This is a genomic window from Nonomuraea helvata, assembly GCF_039535785.1.
Classification (GTDB): domain Bacteria; phylum Actinomycetota; class Actinomycetes; order Streptosporangiales; family Streptosporangiaceae; genus Nonomuraea; species Nonomuraea helvata.
This window is the reverse complement of record NZ_BAAAXV010000009.1, coordinates 2,411,835-2,427,001: the sequence shown is the minus strand read 5'-3', so window position 1 is coordinate 2,427,001 and position 15,167 is coordinate 2,411,835. Positions and strand designations below refer to the sequence as shown.

The 15,167-nt window shown below is 70.7% G+C and carries 17 protein-coding genes; 8 read left to right on the top strand and 9 right to left on the bottom strand.

What is annotated here, in order from left to right; all coding sequences use genetic code 11:
• Positions 1-39: 39 nt before the first annotated feature.
• Positions 40-1,308 carry an SGNH/GDSL hydrolase family protein gene (locus tag ABD830_RS44705; RefSeq protein WP_345001011.1) on the top strand — a complete coding sequence of 423 codons (1,269 nt, stop codon included), beginning with the start codon at positions 40-42 and terminating at the stop codon, positions 1,306-1,308.
• A 97-nt stretch (positions 1,309-1,405) separates the two neighbouring features.
• Entirely contained in the window at positions 1,406-2,491 is a 1,086-nt protein-coding gene (locus ABD830_RS44700; RefSeq protein WP_345001009.1) for a trypsin-like serine peptidase, read from the top strand.
• Positions 2,492-2,540: 49 nt separating this feature from the next.
• Here the strand turns inward: ABD830_RS44700 and ABD830_RS44695 are convergent, their stop codons facing one another.
• Positions 2,541-3,713, bottom strand: a complete 1,173-nt coding sequence (locus ABD830_RS44695; RefSeq protein WP_345001007.1) for an alpha/beta hydrolase family protein — start codon at positions 3,711-3,713, stop codon at positions 2,541-2,543.
• Positions 3,714-3,842: 129 nt separating this feature from the next.
• Here ABD830_RS44695 and ABD830_RS44690 point away from each other — a divergent pair, with 129 nt between their 5' ends.
• Together ABD830_RS44690 and ABD830_RS44685 are read left to right on the top strand one after the other, a co-directional pair.
• Entirely contained in the window at positions 3,843-5,066 is a 1,224-nt protein-coding gene (locus ABD830_RS44690; protein ID WP_345001005.1) for a cytochrome P450, read from the top strand.
• Between the two features lie 60 nt (positions 5,067-5,126).
• The gene (locus ABD830_RS44685; RefSeq protein ID WP_345001003.1) at positions 5,127-5,801 is read left to right on the top strand and encodes a TetR/AcrR family transcriptional regulator; all 675 of its coding nucleotides are present in this window, start codon (positions 5,127-5,129) and stop codon (positions 5,799-5,801) included.
• Positions 5,802-5,805: 4 nt separating this feature from the next.
• Here the strand turns inward: ABD830_RS44685 and ABD830_RS44680 are convergent, their stop codons facing one another.
• Positions 5,806-6,393, bottom strand: a complete 588-nt coding sequence (locus tag ABD830_RS44680; protein WP_345001001.1) for a lytic polysaccharide monooxygenase — start codon at positions 6,391-6,393, stop codon at positions 5,806-5,808.
• Positions 6,394-6,571: 178 nt separating this feature from the next.
• On the opposite strand from ABD830_RS44680, the gene ABD830_RS44675 reads away from it, so the two are divergent.
• Positions 6,572-7,390 carry an SAM-dependent methyltransferase gene (locus tag ABD830_RS44675; protein ID WP_345000999.1) on the top strand — a complete coding sequence of 273 codons (819 nt, stop codon included), beginning with the start codon at positions 6,572-6,574 and terminating at the stop codon, positions 7,388-7,390.
• 3 nt (positions 7,391-7,393) lie between these two features.
• On the opposite strand, the gene ABD830_RS44670 is transcribed toward ABD830_RS44675, so the two are convergent.
• Both ABD830_RS44670 and ABD830_RS44665 read right to left on the bottom strand, forming a co-directional pair.
• The gene (locus ABD830_RS44670; protein WP_345000997.1) at positions 7,394-8,299 is read right to left on the bottom strand and encodes a helix-turn-helix domain-containing protein; all 906 of its coding nucleotides are present in this window, start codon (positions 8,297-8,299) and stop codon (positions 7,394-7,396) included.
• Between the two features lie 169 nt (positions 8,300-8,468).
• The gene (locus ABD830_RS44665; protein ID WP_345000995.1) at positions 8,469-9,077 is read right to left on the bottom strand and encodes a TetR/AcrR family transcriptional regulator; all 609 of its coding nucleotides are present in this window, start codon (positions 9,075-9,077) and stop codon (positions 8,469-8,471) included.
• An 88-nt stretch (positions 9,078-9,165) separates the two neighbouring features.
• Between ABD830_RS44665 and ABD830_RS44660 the strand changes: the two genes are divergently transcribed.
• Genes ABD830_RS44660 through ABD830_RS44650 form a run of 3 tightly spaced genes read left to right on the top strand, consistent with a single transcriptional unit; the run spans position 9,166 to position 10,727 of the window.
• Positions 9,166-9,525 carry a VOC family protein gene (locus ABD830_RS44660; protein ID WP_345000993.1) on the top strand — a complete coding sequence of 120 codons (360 nt, stop codon included), beginning with the start codon at positions 9,166-9,168 and terminating at the stop codon, positions 9,523-9,525.
• A complete protein-coding gene (locus ABD830_RS44655; RefSeq protein WP_345000991.1) occupies positions 9,522-10,520 on the top strand; it encodes an LLM class flavin-dependent oxidoreductase in 999 nt (332 codons plus the stop codon). Before ABD830_RS44660 ends, ABD830_RS44655 begins: the two co-directional genes overlap by 4 nt.
• Positions 10,521-10,727 (top strand): hypothetical protein, encoded by a 207-nt coding sequence (locus tag ABD830_RS44650; protein WP_345000989.1) that lies wholly within the window; start codon positions 10,521-10,523, stop codon positions 10,725-10,727.
• Here ABD830_RS44650 and ABD830_RS44645 read toward each other — a convergent pair whose 3' ends face one another.
• From ABD830_RS44645 to ABD830_RS44625, 5 genes are all read right to left on the bottom strand, one after another.
• Entirely contained in the window at positions 10,728-11,993 is a 1,266-nt protein-coding gene (locus ABD830_RS44645) for a cytochrome P450 (RefSeq protein WP_345000987.1), read from the bottom strand.
• Positions 11,990-12,583: a GTP-binding protein gene (locus tag ABD830_RS44640; RefSeq protein ID WP_345000985.1), complete on the bottom strand. Its 594-nt coding sequence runs from the start codon at positions 12,581-12,583 to the stop codon at positions 11,990-11,992. The genes ABD830_RS44645 and ABD830_RS44640 overlap by 4 nt, the downstream gene beginning before the upstream one ends.
• Complete coding sequence (locus ABD830_RS44635) at positions 12,564-12,920, bottom strand: DUF742 domain-containing protein (RefSeq protein ID WP_345000982.1); 357 nt, start codon at positions 12,918-12,920, stop codon at positions 12,564-12,566. The genes ABD830_RS44640 and ABD830_RS44635 overlap by 20 nt, the downstream gene beginning before the upstream one ends.
• Positions 12,917-13,351 (bottom strand): roadblock/LC7 domain-containing protein, encoded by a 435-nt coding sequence (locus ABD830_RS44630; RefSeq protein ID WP_345000980.1) that lies wholly within the window; start codon positions 13,349-13,351, stop codon positions 12,917-12,919. Before ABD830_RS44630 ends, ABD830_RS44635 begins: the two co-directional genes overlap by 4 nt.
• 85 nt (positions 13,352-13,436) lie before the next feature.
• Positions 13,437-15,032, bottom strand: coding sequence for a sensor histidine kinase (locus tag ABD830_RS44625; RefSeq protein WP_345000978.1), 1,596 nt, complete (start codon positions 15,030-15,032; stop codon positions 13,437-13,439).
• Between the last annotated feature and the right edge of the window lie 135 nt (positions 15,033-15,167).

The window sequence follows — 15,167 nt, the reverse complement described above, 5'->3', positions numbered from 1 at the left end:
TATTCGACACCAGCCCGAAATTTTTCGGGAGACCGGTCCATGGGTAGGGCGCTGAAATTGGCCATCGTCGCGGTTCTGGGACTCGCCATGGGCACGGCGGGAGCGGCTGACGGGTCCTCCGAGCCCAGCGGACACTGGGTCACCACGTGGACGGCGATGCCGCAGCTCACCGAGCCCGGCAACATGCCGCCCGCGCCGTACACGCAGGAGGACCTGGTCCTGGCCGACAGCACGGTACGGCAGACCCTGCGGGTGTCGGTCGGCGGGCAGCGGATGCGGCTGCGCTTCTCCAACGCGTTCGGCGGCGCGCCGTTACCCATCACCCGCGTCACCGTGGCGCTCCCGAGCGACGGCAAGGCCGGGGTGAGCGCGATCCAGCCGCAGACCCTCCAGCCGGTGACCTTCTACGGGCGCCCCTCGACGGTCGTCTCCGTCGGCGCGCAGGTCGTGTCCGACCCGCTCGACCTGGCGCTGCCCGCGGGCACGGTCCTGAGCGTGACCGCGTACCTCGCCGACGGGCAGGCGTCCACCGACATCACGTCGCACCCCGGCTCCCGTACCACCTCCTACCTGGCGAAGGGCAACCAGGCCGAGGCCGCGGACCTGACCGGCGCCACCCCCGTCGACCACTGGTACTTCCTCAGCGGCATCGAGGTCTGGTCCAAGCCCGCCACCGCCACGCTCGCCCTGCTCGGCGACTCGCTGACCGACGGCCGGGGCTCCACCACCAACCAGAACAACCGCTGGCCCGACCAGCTCTTCGACCGGCTGCGCACCGATCGCCGCACCGCGGGCGTCGCCATCGCCAACCAGGCGGCCGGGGGCAACCGGGTGCTGAACGACGGCCTCGGGCCCAACGCCCTGGCCCGGCTCGACCGGGACGTGCTCGCGCAGAGCGGCGTCAACTGGCTGATCGTCTTCGAGGGCGTCAACGACCTCGGCACCGCGGCGGACACCCAGGACGCCCAGAAGAAGGTCGCCGACGAGCTGATCGCCGCCTACGACCAGATCATCGTGCGCGCCCACGCACAGGACATCCGGGTGTACGGCGCCACGCTCACCCCGTTCGGCGGCAGCTTCTACGACGACGCCCAGGGGCACCGCGAGGCGGCCCGGCAGGCGGTCAACGAGTGGATCCGCACCAGCGGCCGGTTCGACGCCGTGATCGACTTCGACCGGGCCACCCGCGACCCCGCCGACCCGCGCCGCCTGGTCGCGGCCTTCGACGTGGGCGACCACCTCCACCTGAGCCCCGCCGGCTACAAGGCGCTGGCCGACGCGGTCCCCGCCCGGCTGCTGCACCGGTGAGGGCGGCCTGAGCTATATCCATTTGCTTATGCCTTGAGGCGGATGGATGTCCGCGTACGTACCTCCATGCGGCAGATTCCGGTTTCGGGAGGTACGAATGCACCGCAGAGTCGTCCTGCTCTCCGCCGTCGCGATCACCGTGGCGGGCGCCCTGGCCCCTGTGAGCACCGCGCAGGCCGGCACCACGAACGGCCTCGACCCCAGGCCGGCCGGGTGGTCCGCCGCGGACTCCTGGTCGGAGGCCAGGAGCGTCCAGCAGTACTGGACGCCGCAGCGCATGCTGGCGGCGCAGCCGCTGGACACGCCCAGGCCGCGACGCACCCGCTCGGGCGGGCCGACCGAGGGCGACCCGTGGGCCACCCGCGGCGCCTCCGACACCACCATCCGGCGCACCCCTTGGACCACCCGCGGGGCCGCCTCGACCGTCCAGGGCTCCCCATGGTCGGTACGCGGCACCGCGGCCGTCGACGTCCAGCAGGTGGCCGCGGTGCCCAACAGCCCGGGCCTGCGCTGGACCGACGGCGGCGCGGTCGTGCGCACCACCGGGCGCGTCTTCTTCACCACCGCTGACGGCAACAACGCGTCCTGCTCCGGCTCCGCCGTGACCAGCGCCAACGAGAGCGTCGTGATGACCGCTGGGCACTGCGTGAAGCTGGACGGCGCCTCGCACCGGAACTGGGTGTTCGTCCCCGGGTTCGACAACGGCCGGCGCCCGTTCGGCACGTGGGTGGCCACCAGGCTGCTGACGACCCAGCAGTGGAACGCCAACGAGGACATCAACTTCGACGTCGCCGCCGCCGTGGTCGCGCCGCTGCAGGGGCGGACGCTGACCGACGTCGTGGGCGGGCAGGGCGTGGCGTTCAACCAGCCCAGGGGGCGGCAGATGTTCTCCTTCGGCTACCCGGCGGCGGCGCCGTTCGACGGCTCCCGGTTGATCTACTGCAGCGGGCGCACGTTCAACGACACCGTCATGACCACGGACCAGGGGCTGCGCTGCAACATGACCGGCGGAGCGAGCGGCGGGCCCTGGTTCCAGAACTTCAACGAGTCCACCGGGCTCGGCATGCTGAACTCCGTCAACAGCTTCAAGTACAACTTCGCCCCCGACTTCATGTTCGGCCCGTTCTTCGGCAACGAGGCGATGGCCGTCTACCAGGCGGCACAGCGCGCCAACACCCTCTGAGCCGCCGACCGTGCGGCCGGTGCTGACCCGCCCCGGCCGCGGTCACAGGCTAGGCGCAGGTCTTCTTCTCCGGGGCACAGAACTTGACCTCCGGGTAACGCGCCGACGGCTTGTCCAGGAGCGGCTGCGCCTGCTTGCGCACGTGCAGGTCGAAGAACGCGCGCACGTACTGGCGGGTGATCTCCAGGGATCGGGCGCCGGGCAGCTTGGCTCCGGAGTCGACGCCGATCTGATCAGTCAGCAGGCCGTAGTCGGTGAAGGAGACGTGCACCGCCCCGGTCACGACAAGCCAGCGCTTCCAGCCGGTCATGTTCTTCCAGTCACGCTCCCACGAGGCGGCCTCGTCCCCGGTTCCCGGCGTGTACATGGACTGCCTGCCCAGGAACATGAACGGCCGTGACAGCCCGTCGGCCGGGAGCGGAACGTCCGTGGTCCCGTCCATGTCGATCCCGGCGCGTACCCGGGAGTCCGCGACCATGGTGGTGATGGCGCTCGCGCCGCCGACCGACTGGCCGGCCATCGCGATCTTAGAGGAGTCGATCAGGCGAGCGCCCTTCCACTTCGGGTGCGACCCGGTCAGCTCGTCGAGCACGAAGGAGACGTCGGCCGCCCGGCTCTTCTCCAGCTTCTCCCACCACGTCGGGGTCTTGTCGATCTCGCACACGACACACGTGGTGACCCGTCCGTCGGGGAAGGTGGTGGCGACGCTCTCGTACGTGTGCTCGATCCCGGCCACCACGTATCCCTGGCTCGCCAGCTCCTCGGCCAGCCCCGTGAGCTCGCTCCTGGGCTTGCCGAAACCGGGCGAGAGCACGACAAGGGGCAGGCCGTGCCTGTGGCCCGCCGGCTTGGCATCGGTGAAGGCGTTGGTGCGGGTCCTGCTCAGCACGTCGGAGGGCACCCCGGTGATCTCACTGGCCTTCAGGAGGAGCTCCGACTCCTTCGCCGTCATGTACGGCGCCCGGTCACGGCCCGGCGCCTTGGCCGGGTACCAGAGGGAGACCATGAGCTCCCTGGCCTTGGCCGTGGGGACCCAGGGGTCCGGGCGGGAGGTGTCCGTGAGATGCAGGGATGTGGTGCCGACCGGATGCGCTCCGGTCGGCCGCGGGAGAGACGGCGTGGCGGACGCGGACGCCGCGGGCGCGGAGAAGAGGCCGGCGGTCGCCGTCACTGCGAGCAGGCCCACGGCGAGCGGGCGGATTGCCTTGGAGAGAGCGATCATGTCGTGGGACTATACCCTGAGTATATACATGCGAGGCATACGGCACCCGTACCCAGTCGCGGCGATTGTCTTATTAAGGCGGTCGCCTTATATTCGGAAGCGTCGGGCCTTTCGAGCTGAAGGACGAAGATGACTGCTGACGCGATCCCGGAGTTCCCGTTCGACCGTCCCACGGCCTTGGAGCCGCCGCCGCAGCTCGCGGAGTTGCGGGAGAAATGCCCCGTGGCGCACGTACGGCTGCCGAGCGGCGACGTGGCCACCCTGGTGACGAGGTACGACGACGCCCGCGCGGTGCTGGCCGACCCGCGCTTCAGCCGCAACCTCGCCAGGGAGGGCGCCGCCCGGCTGGCCACCACCGAGGACGGCGGCCTGTTCAACCGGCGCAGGGACGAGACCATGGACATCAGCGAGGGGCAGGGCCACATGCGGTGGCGACGCCTGCTCAGCCGCTGGTTCACCGCACGGAAGATGGAGGTGTGGCGGCCCAGGGTCCAGGCGATGGCCGACGACCTGCTGGACAGCATGCTGGCCAAGGGCTCCCCTGGCAACCTGGCGACCGGGCTGGGGCTGCCGCTTCCCGTGCGGGTCATCTGCGCGCTGGTCGGCGCGCCGCCCGAGGACCAGGACAAGTTCGCACGCTGGTCCACCACCATGCTCACGCTCACGCGCAACACCCAGGAGGAGGTCGACCAGGCCTACCAGGAGTTCACCGCGTACGTGTCGGACCTGATCGACCACAACCGGGAGAACCCCGGCGACGACCTGCTCAGCGAGCTGACCCAGATCACCGACGCCGAGGACGGCCGGCTCAGCAAGCCCGAGCTGATCAGCACCGTCAGAGGGCTGCTGCTGGCCGGCCACGAGACGACCTCGAACATGATCTCGATCATGATGGCGATGCTGCTCGCCGACCGGCAGCGCTTCGAGGCCGTGGTCGACGACCTCGACCTGGTGCCGGGCACCGTCGAGGAGGTGCTGCGCCTGGACAGCACGCTGTCGGCCATCGGCGGGGTGCCCAGGTACCTCACCGAGGAGATCACGCTCAGCGACGTCGATGTGCCCGCCGGCGCCACGCTGATCCCCAGCATCGCCGCCGCCAACCGCGACCCGGGCAAGTTCGCCGATCCGGATCGGTTCGACGCGCGCCGGCAGAACAGCAACCAGCACCTGACCTTCGGCGCGGGGCCGCACTACTGCCTCGGGCAGCCGCTGGCCAGGGTCGAGCTCCAGGTCGTGCTCGACACGCTGGCGCGCAGGCTGCCAGGTCTGCGGCTGCGCGACGCTCCCGAGGATCTGCGGATGCGTACCGGCGGGATGACCGGAGGTCTCCAGGACGTATGGGTCACGTGGTGACCGGGTAAGGGGCGATAATCGTCGGGGGACGGTGCAGAAAGAAGAGATCAAGGATCAGCCATGCAAGTCAGTACGGCGGTCGCCACGCCGTCTCCCCGATCGACGCGCGCCCGAGACAAGCTGATGCACACCGCCGAACGGCTCTACGCCGAGCACGGGTTCGCGAACGTCTCGATCAGGATGATCAGCGAGGCGGCCGGCCAGCGCAACAAGTCCGCCGTCCAATACCACTTCAGCACCCGTGACGAGCTGATCCAGGCGATCCTGGCCCGCCACGCGGCCGCCATCGACGAGCACCGGATCCCGATGGTGGCCGCGCTGGAGGCGTCGGGCGAGGTGTCGCTCCGAAGGTGGATCACCTGCATCCTCACGCCGCACATCGAGCACCACATCGAGCTGGGCACACCGTCCTGGTACGGGCGCTTCCTCGCCCAGGCCGTCGTCGAGCCCTCCCTGCGCGAGCATGCCACCCAGGCAAGCATGCGGACGCCCTCGTTCCAACGACTGGAGAAGCTCTGGCCCCCGAGGCAGGACCGTGACCCCGACCTGTCCGCCCAGTACCGGGCCATGATCCGCCTGCTCGTCGTGCACATGTGCGCCGAGCTCGAAGGCGACCTGGCCAGCGGGCTGGTTGCCGTGGCCGACGCCGAGCAGTCGTGGCGCCGGCTGGGCGAGCACCTGATCACGGCGGTATGCGGGCTCAGCACCGCCCTCCTGGAGATCTCAGAGCCCTGATCTCTCAGCCGTGGCCCTGACGACGACGCGGCCGGACCATGAGGACGACCATGGCTCCGGCCCCGATCGAGCACAGGGCCGCCACCGTGACCAGCCAGGGGATGCCGGTGTAACCGGTGGTCCTGTAGGCCACCGGCCGGGGCCGGGCCTGGACCGCCGCCGCGGTACGGAAGATCACGTCCGAGCAGGAGTAATAGGTGTCCGGGGTGTCGGAGTTCTGCCAGATCGTATAGATCAGGTGGCGACCGGTCCTGCCGGAGGGCAGGCGGCCCTTGATGACATAGGTGCGGACTTCGAGCCCCTTGAACTCGGGGATGCCGCCGCTGCACAGCTTGCCGTCCGGGATCACCTCGCGGTCCTTGCCCGCGACGTTCGCCACCCGCAGGTTGTCCCAGTCGGCGGGCATGGCCTTGCCGCTCGCCACCACGGCCGCGCGGCAGGCGGCCGGTCGTGTCTTGAGCGGGCTGTCGGCGCCGCAGGCCGCCGCCCGGCTGAGCGGTTTCTGCAACGCGCCGTGCGCACCCGCCGGTGCCCCGACCAGCGACAGCGACAGCAGCAGCCCGACGCTCACACTCGTGATCCGGCGGCGCATGTGGCCGACCTCCCCATCTCGCCCTACAGCGAGGTACGGCCCTCCGGCAGCGCGGGTTCAGCGGATTTATCACTGAGCCCCAATGACACCGCCGAGCTCGCCTGATACAAAGGCAAAAGCCTCGCAAGATGCATACATACGTAGATGCGACATATCGACATAAGAGGTGAAGCTCTTCGTGACGGACGACTCACCCCTGGACCCCGCACTCCTTTCCAGGATCGACACCAGCAAGCCGCACCAGGCCAGGGTGTGGAACTACTGGCTGGGCGGCAAGGACAACTACCCTGTCGACCGGCAGCTCGCGGAGAAACTCCGGGACGTCTATCCGGGGATGGAGGACATCGCCCGTCACACCCGTGTCTTCCTGGGGCGAGCCGTCAGGCATCTCGCCGGAGAGGCCGGCATCCGGCAGTTCCTGGACATCGGCACGGGCCTGCCGACCGTCGACCACACCCATGAGGTGGCCCAGCGGGTGGACCCGGCGAGCCGGGTCGTCTACGTCGACAACGACCCGCTGGTGCTGGTGCACGCGCGCGCCCTGCTCGCCAGCGACCCGCGAGGGGCGTGCGACTACATCGAGGCCGACGTGCGCGAGCCGGACACCATCTTGGAGTTCGCGTCCAAGACGCTGGACTTCAGCCGGCCGACCGCGCTCATGCTCCTGGGCGTGATGGGCACGATCTTCGACGACGACGAGGCGTGCGCGCTGGTGCGGCACCTGATGGACGCGCTGCCCTCGGGCAGCTACCTGGTGTTCGAGGACGGCACGAACACCGTCAAGCCCGAAGCGGCGGCGGAGGCCGAGCGGCTGCGCGACAAGGGCGAGGTGTACGAGTACCGGCTGCGCACCCCCGCGGAGATCGCCCGCTTCTTCGACGGGCTGGAGCTCGTGGATCCCGGCATCGTGTCGGTCTCCCGCTGGCAGCTGGAGTCCGACGTGTTCGGGCTGCCCCCGGAGGTCGACGCGTTCTGCGGGGTGGGCCGCAAACCGTGACGGTCAGAGCGAGTCGATGATCTTACGCAGGATGGCCGGGGTGTCGGGCGCGGGCGCGGCCTGCACGCCGAGCTCGTCCATCAGCGTCTGGTACGGCAGCACCTCGGACTCCTTGCCGAGGTACTGCGCGCCGGCCAGTTGCTCGAGGTAGACCACGTCGCGCAGCCCGGCCTGAGCGAAACGCAGGATGGTGACGGGTCCGACGCCGCCGACGACCCAGCCTTCGGTGAACGGGACCACCTGCACCGTGATGTTGGGCTGCGCGGCCATCCGGTCAAGGTGCTCGAGCTGGGCCCGCATGATCTCCGGACCGCCGACGCGGTGGTGCAGCACCGCCTCGTCCAGCACCACCCAGAGCTTGCGCGACATGGGCGGGGCGAGGATCCGCTGGCGGCGCATGCGCACCTCGACGCGGCGCTCGATCCGCTCCGCGGACTCGCCCTTGTTGCCCAGGCTGAAGATCGCGCGGGCGTACTCCTCGGTCTGCAGGAGGCCGGGCACGAACTGCACCTCGTACGTGCGGATCAGGGCGGCGTCCTGCTCGAGCCCGAGATAGTCCTCGAACCAGTCGTGGACCACGTCGCGGTAGTCGTGCCACCAGGAGGGCTCGTTGGCCTGCTTGGCCAGGGCGAGCACGGCCTCGCGCTCTTTCTCGTCGGCCACGCCGTACAGGGTGAGCAGGTCGGCGACGTCGCGCATCTTGAAACTCGTGCGCCCGCCCTCCATGCGGCTGATCTTGGAGTGGGATCCCCGGATGGCGTATCCGGCGTCCTCGCGCGAGATCCCGCCGGCCTCCCGGAACCGACGCAGCTGCGCCCCGACCAGGATGCGCAGCGCGGTCGGCCCGGACCGGGCGGCATCCTTACCGGGTGTTTCGGCCAGGTCACCCTTATCGTGAGCAGTCGCCATCCGTGCTCCTCAATCGGCAAACTCGCCACAGTCCGGCCCGCTCAATCTTGCCACGTCGCCCGCGGCAGATCGGATATTTCCCGGTGGTGAGATATGCGCCACCACTGAGCGCACCGCCGCTGCGGGCTGGGGTCCGTTGAGCGGGTGACCGGGGCCGGGTGGCGGGATGCTATGCGCCGCGAGGCGGTGCGGCGGAGGCGGACGTGAGGATCAGGGCGATCTCGTCGTGCAGCACCTCGGCCGCTCTCGGCCGGAGGTGCTGCTGGACGATGGTGCCCAGCAGCCAGGACACCAGCGCGTGGGCGGTCCTGTCGGGGCCTTCCGGTGCGAGCTCGGCCACGAGGTCGAGCAGGAGGGCGTGGACCTCGCCCAGCATGCGGTCGGCCACGTCAAGGGAGTCGCGGCGTCCCGCGTTGATCCAGTACTCGAACCAGAGGAACGCCGCGTGCGGCTTGTCGGCGAACGTGGTGAGGTAGGCGTCCACCACGCGCAGCAGCCGCTCGTACGGGTCCGCCGTCTCCCCCGCCACCCGCCGAAGGTCGTCGAGCATGGTGTCGACGTGCGCGAACACGGCGCGATCGACGATCTCGTTGATGTCGTTGAAGTAGTAGTGGATGGCGCTCTTGGTGAGAGGGCTGGCGTCGGCGACCGCGCGCGCCGTGCAGGCTGCCACGCCCTCACGGGCGAGCACGTCCTTGGCCGCCTCGATGATCTGCTCCTGCTTGGCCCGCCGGTTGCCGTCGGTGTGCTTCGCCCTGCTCGCTGAGGATGCCGCCACGGCGGCCAGCGTACCTCACGTCTTGACCGATCAGGACACGTGTCCTAAATTCAGGACGCATGTCCCAACTTACCGAAGGGAGGGAAGCATGAACCACCCGTTCGTCTTCATGGATCTGCGGACCACCGACCGCGAGCGATCCCGCCGCTTCTACGGCGAGTTGCTCGGATGGACGGTCACCGACGTGCCCGCCGGGTCCGGGTCCGTGCCGATGTTCACCGACGGCGGCGCTCTGTGGGGTGGCCTCACGCAACTCGCCGAGAACGACGGACGCCGCCCGCAGTGGATCCCGTACGCGCCCGTGGCGCACCTCGACCGGGCGGTGAAGCAGGCCGTCGAGCTGGGCGCGACCGTGGTACGGGCCCGGGTGGACCTTCCCCAGGGATCGGTCGCGGTGATCGACGATCCCACCGGCGCCACTCTCGCGCTGTGGGAAGCCAGGCGATGACGCCCCGATATTCGTGTGCCCTGCCTCCCGGCGCCGACATCGTCGACAAGGCCCGGCTGGCCGAGCGACTGGGCTACCACCGCGTCTGGGTGTTCGAGTCACCGGCCGTTTACGGCGACACCTGGATCGCGTTGGCCCGCGTCGCGGAGGCGACCGAGCGCATCGGCCTGGCCACCGGAGTCGCGATCCCGGGGCTGCGGCACCCGATGGTGACGGCGTCCGCCGTGGCCTCGGTCGAGGAGCTGGCGCCCGGCCGGCTGGTCGTCACCTTCGGTACGGGCTACACCGGCCGCAGCACGCTGGGACAGCGGCCCGTCACGTGGTCGGAGCTGGCGCGCTACGTCCGCCAGGTGAGGTCCTTGCTGCGAGGCGAGGCGGTCGAGATCGACGGCCGCCCGTGCCAGATGACGCACCTGCCCGGCTCCGCCCCGGACCGTCCGATCGGCGTGCCGGTGTGGGTCGCGGCTTCGGGGCCGAAGGGCTTCGGCGTGGCACGGGAGCTCGGCGTGCCCGGAGTGATCGTGACCGCCGTTCCCGAGGGAGGCGACCAGAGCGGCTGGCCCGAGTTCGCGCTGCTGCGCTTCGGCACCGTTCTGGAGCCCGGCGAGGATCACACCAGTCCACGCGTGGTCGAGGCCGCCGGACCCGGCTACGCCAGCACCGTCCACGCCGTGTGGGAGCACGGGAAGGAGGCCGTCGACGCCGTGCCCGGCGGCGCCCGGTGGCGGGCGGCCCTTGAGGCGGACCGCGCGGAAGGCCTGCGCCATCTCGTCGCCCACCAGGGCCATCTCGCGTCGCTGACCGACCGGGACCGCAGCCTGGTCGCCGCCGCCGGGCCCGCCTTCCTGCACGCCGGATGGAGCGGCGACGCCGCCTCGATCGGCGAACGGGTCCGCAAGGCCGGCGTCGCGGGCGTCACCGAGATCGTGTACATCCCGGCCGGTCCCGATGTCGAGCGCGAACTGCACGCCTTCGCGGCGGCCGCCCGTTCCTAGATGTTGACGTCTCCGCACACGTGCACCTCCACGCCCAGGCGGTGGAAGAACCTCGTCGTGACGTTCTGGATGCGGCGCAGCCTGCACGAGACCCCCGTCTTCACCGAGGCCGTGGCCGCTCGGCCTCGAGAAGACCCGTTCGCGGTGTACAAGGCGCCGGAGTCCTTCCGCCGCGACCTCAGCGCCACCGGCGAGAGCGTGCGCTGATCAGTGCTCCCAGTGGTCGGCCGGCCCTTGACCCATGGGGCCGGCCGGGCTGAACAGGACGGGCAGCTCCTCCAGCCCGCGCACCCAGACGGAGGGCCGCCAGCGCAGCTTCTCCGGCTCCACCGCGAGGTGCACGTCGGGCAGCCGGTCCAGGAGCACTTCGATGGCCGTCTTGGCGATGATCTCGGCGAGCTCCGGTGCCGGGAAAGGGCAGCCGTACTCGCCGTGGCTGAACGACATGTGCGCCCTGTTCGCGTCGGAGTGGACCGGCGCGGCCGGGCGCACCTGCGGGTCGGCGTTGGCCGCCGCGAGGCCGAGCACCAGGAGGTCGCCCTTGCGCACGCGCCGCCCGGCCACGTCGCAGTCGCGTACGGCCCAGCGCGACGGCATGGCCTGCGTGGGCGGGTCCCTCCACAGCACCTCGTTCAGCGCCTGGCCGACGCTGCTCCGGCCGCCCTGGAGCGTCATCGAGAAGTGGTCGTCCACCAGCATGAGCCGCAGCGTGTTGCCGATCCAGTTCACGCCGCTGCTGTGCGAGGCCAGGACCAGCACCATCAGGTCCTGGACGATCTCCTCGTCGGTGAGCCGCGCGGCGTGCGCCAGCAGGTGCGACGTCACGTCGTGCCCCGGCCGGGCGCGCTTGGCGGCCACGAGCCGGCTCACCTGCTCCACCATCCGCAGCCACGCCGGGAAGGACTCCTCGCCCACGTCCGTCACCAGGAAAGCGTCCTTGACCAGCTCGGGCAGCTCCGCCGGCGGCAGGCCGTACAGGCGGGTGACGACCTGGGCCGGGATCTGGGAGGCGTACTGGCTGATCAGGTCGGCGCGGCCGTCGCCCGAGAACTCGTCGATCAGCAGGTCGGCGACCCGCTCGCAGATCATGGTCAACTCGATACGGTCGACGGAGTCCAGCGCGTCGGCGATCGCGCCGCCCCGGCGCTTGCGCTCCGCGCCCTCGGTGAAGACCATGGACGGCTGCCAGGTCACGAACGCGCGCGACGGCCAGTTCTCGGGGAGGTGGTCCCACAGGTTCCAGCGCCTTGAATCGCGGCCGAAGAGCTGCGGGTGGCTGGTGACATGGTGCAGCTCGCGGTAGCCGACCACGAGCCAGGCGGGGATGTCGTCTTCGAGCAGGACCGGCACGATCGGCCCGTGCTTGCGGCGCATCTCCTCGTACAACGTGAACGGGTCGGCGCAGACCTCCGGCCCGTACAGCCGCATGGCGTCGACGTGATCGGGATAGCCCTCCATGAGTGGGTTCGTCATGACTTGCCCTCCCGCGTGCCGGCGATGTGCTTCACGAGCGTGATGAGCACGTGCTTGGACGAGGTGCGCTTGCGCGCGTCGCACTCGATGAGCGGGACCTCGGGCGACAGCGCGAGCGCCTCGCGCACGGCGTCCAGCGAGGGGCCGTCGGCGAAGCGGTTGACGGCCACGACGAACGGCGTCTTGTGGTGCTCCAGCCGGTCGATGGAGTACCAGGAGTCCTGCAGCCGACGGGTGTCCACCAGCACGACCGCGCCCAGGCTGCCGGCGAACAGCTGGTCCCACACGAACCAGAAGCGCTGCTGCCCCGGGGCGCCGAACAGGTACAGCACCTTGTCGGGGGTCACCGTGATCCGGCCGAAGTCGAAGGCGACCGTCGTGGTGGTCTTGGCCCGCACCCGGCTGGCGTCGTCGATGCCCTCGCTGGCCTGGGTCATGACCTCCTCGGTGCTCAGCGGGCGGATCTCGCTGACCGAGCCGACCATGGTCGTCTTGCCCACGCCGAAGCCGCCGACGATCACGATCTTCAGGGCGTCGAGTGCGGTTCCGCTCAGCGGTGTGCGTACGTCATCAGAGGTCGTGGAGGGCACTGAGCACCTGCCTCAGGGTCTCGGGGTCCGGCCGCCCGGCCTGCAGGGCGGACGACGGATGGCGGACGGTGATGCGGCCGGTGTCCAGCAGGTCGCGCAGCAGGATCTTCACCACGCTCACCGGCAGCCGCAGCTCGGCGGAGATCTCCACCACTGCCACCGGCGCCCGGGTCAGCTGGAGGATCTTGACGTGCTCCGACTGCATGCCGGGGGCCGGCTCGCACTCGCTGACGATCAGGGAGACGGAGTCGAAGGCGTTCTCGTCGGCGCGGGTGCGGCCGCCGGTGACCGTGTAGAGCCGGTCCGGGTCCTCCCGGTCGACAGGGCGCGGTGTCATGGGCGCTCGCCGCTGTTCCCCGCTCGACGCGGCGCCGCGCTGAGGTAGACCCCGATCTGCTCGACCATCTCGTTCATGTTGTGCGCGACGAGCCCGACGTCGCCGTCCTCGTCGGCGATCACGGCCAGGTGGGCGCCCTCGCCTGCGGGGACGATGAGCAGCAGCCCGCCGGCGAACTCCACCATCGCCTGCCCGGCGCCGATGCCGTCGCCGAACTCGGCGGAGGCGCTCAGCGACAGGCTCTGGATCCCGGCGGCCAGGGCCGCGAGCTGGTCGGCCTTGTCGCGATCAAGGCCCGAGGTGATGCACATCTTGAGACCGTCCCTGGTCAGGACCAGGACGTGCCTGACTCCAGGGGTCTTCTTCCTGAGGTTCTCCAGCAGCCAGTCGAGCTCGCGATCGGCGGTGCCTGCAGCGTCGGTAGTGCTCATCGAAACGACGGGACGCGCGTGTACGGCGCGGGCGTCCCTGCCTCCTTACTGTGATCAGAAAGTTCCGGGGGCCGGCGACGGGTGCTCACGCGTCGTCGGTGACCGGAGAAGACGTACGCCCACGGCCGCCCGCCTGGCGGAACGCGGCGAACCTCGCCGCCGAATCACGCCCGTCGCGGGCCACCGCCTTGGCCTCCGGCGCCTGCCGCGCCCCGCTCGCCTCGGCCAGCGTCTGCCCGCGACGCCGCCTGGGCAGCAGCTCATCGCCGGTCGGCAGCTCCTCCACCGGCGGCGCCTGCGCGGGCACGGCCGGCGGCTCGGCGGCCCTGGGCTGTGTGATCAGTACGCGCGGGATCAGCATCACGACCCCGGTGCCGCCGCGGGCCGACGGCCGGAAGCTCACGGTCAGGCCGTACTTGTCGACCAGGCGGCCCACCACCGCGAGGCCCAGCCTGGTGCCGGAGAGCGTGCGCAGGTCGAGCGGCTCGGAGACGAGCTTGGCGGCGTGCTGCCGCTCGCGAGGCCGCATGCCGAGGCCGCTGTCGTCGATCGTGATCACGATGCCGGCGTCCTCCTCGTCCACGTACACGTGCACCTCCGTGCCGTGCGCCGAGAACGTGGCGGCGTTGTCCATCAGCTCGGCCAGCGCGTGCATGACGCCCTCGGCGGCGTACCCGACCACGGCGGCGCCGCTGGTGGAGTGGAGCCGGACGCGGCGGTAGGCGCCGATGCGGCCCATGGCGCCGCGCAGGATGCTCTCCATCACGATCGGCCGCGTCCACCGCCGGCCCGAGCGTCCGCCGCTCAGCAGGGCGATGTTGTCGGCCAGCCGGCTCATCTGGGAGACGCGGTGGTCCAGGTCGAGCAGGTCGCTGAGGACGTCCTCCTGCTCGCCGTACTGCTCCTCCAGGCCGCGCAGCTGCGCGAGGAGGCTGGTCGCCTGGGCCTGCACCCGAGCCGCGGCGCCGGCGCAGGCGGCCATCACGGCGGCTCCTCTGCGCTCACTCTCACCGAGGTGCCGCGCCGTCTCGCCCAGCAGGTCGCGCAGGGGGTCGTGCTCCGGCTGCGGCACATCCGCCAGCGCGGCGCCGACCGACATCCGCTCCTTCTGGAGCCGGCGTACGAGCTCCGGCAGCGTGTCGGAGGACAGCCGGGAGATCTCCTGCTCCAGCGCCTCGCGGGACGCCCTGGCGCCGGACTCGGCCGACTCGCGGGCCTTCCTTGCCGTGTCGAGCTCGCGCCGGAGCACGCCGAGCTCGTTGCCGGCCGCTCGGAGCACCCGCTGCAGCGAGCTCTCGCCGAGGCTCGGCATCTGGGCGAACGCGTCCACGACCGGCACGCCCTCGCGCACCTGGCGCCCCAGCACGGGCAGCGCCTCCTCGGCCACCCGCACGTTCTCCTGCCGCAGCCACATGTACCGCGACTCGGCCCACCTGGCCTGCCGGCGCAGCTCGCGGCCGGTGGCGGCGTAGTAGGCGGCGGCCCCGGCGGCGCAGGCCAGCAGCAGGGTCGAGCCCGCGCCCACGGCCGCCATCAGTCCCTCGGCCCCGGCAGGCGCGGCGGTCACCGCCCACAACCACACAGCAGCCGCGACCACCATCGTGCCCACGAAGGCCACGACCGCCAGCTCGTTGGAGGTGAGCTTCCGCTCGGGCGTCCGTTGAGGTACGTCTGCTTGCATTCGGGGGTCCTCAGGGCGGGGGGTCATGCAGGACTTAAGGCCCACGACTTACTGTGTCCGCCTCACGACCGTGCGCGAACGCGAACGGCACTCACCGTAGCACCGCGAGTACCATAAGAACAGACAACCACCCTG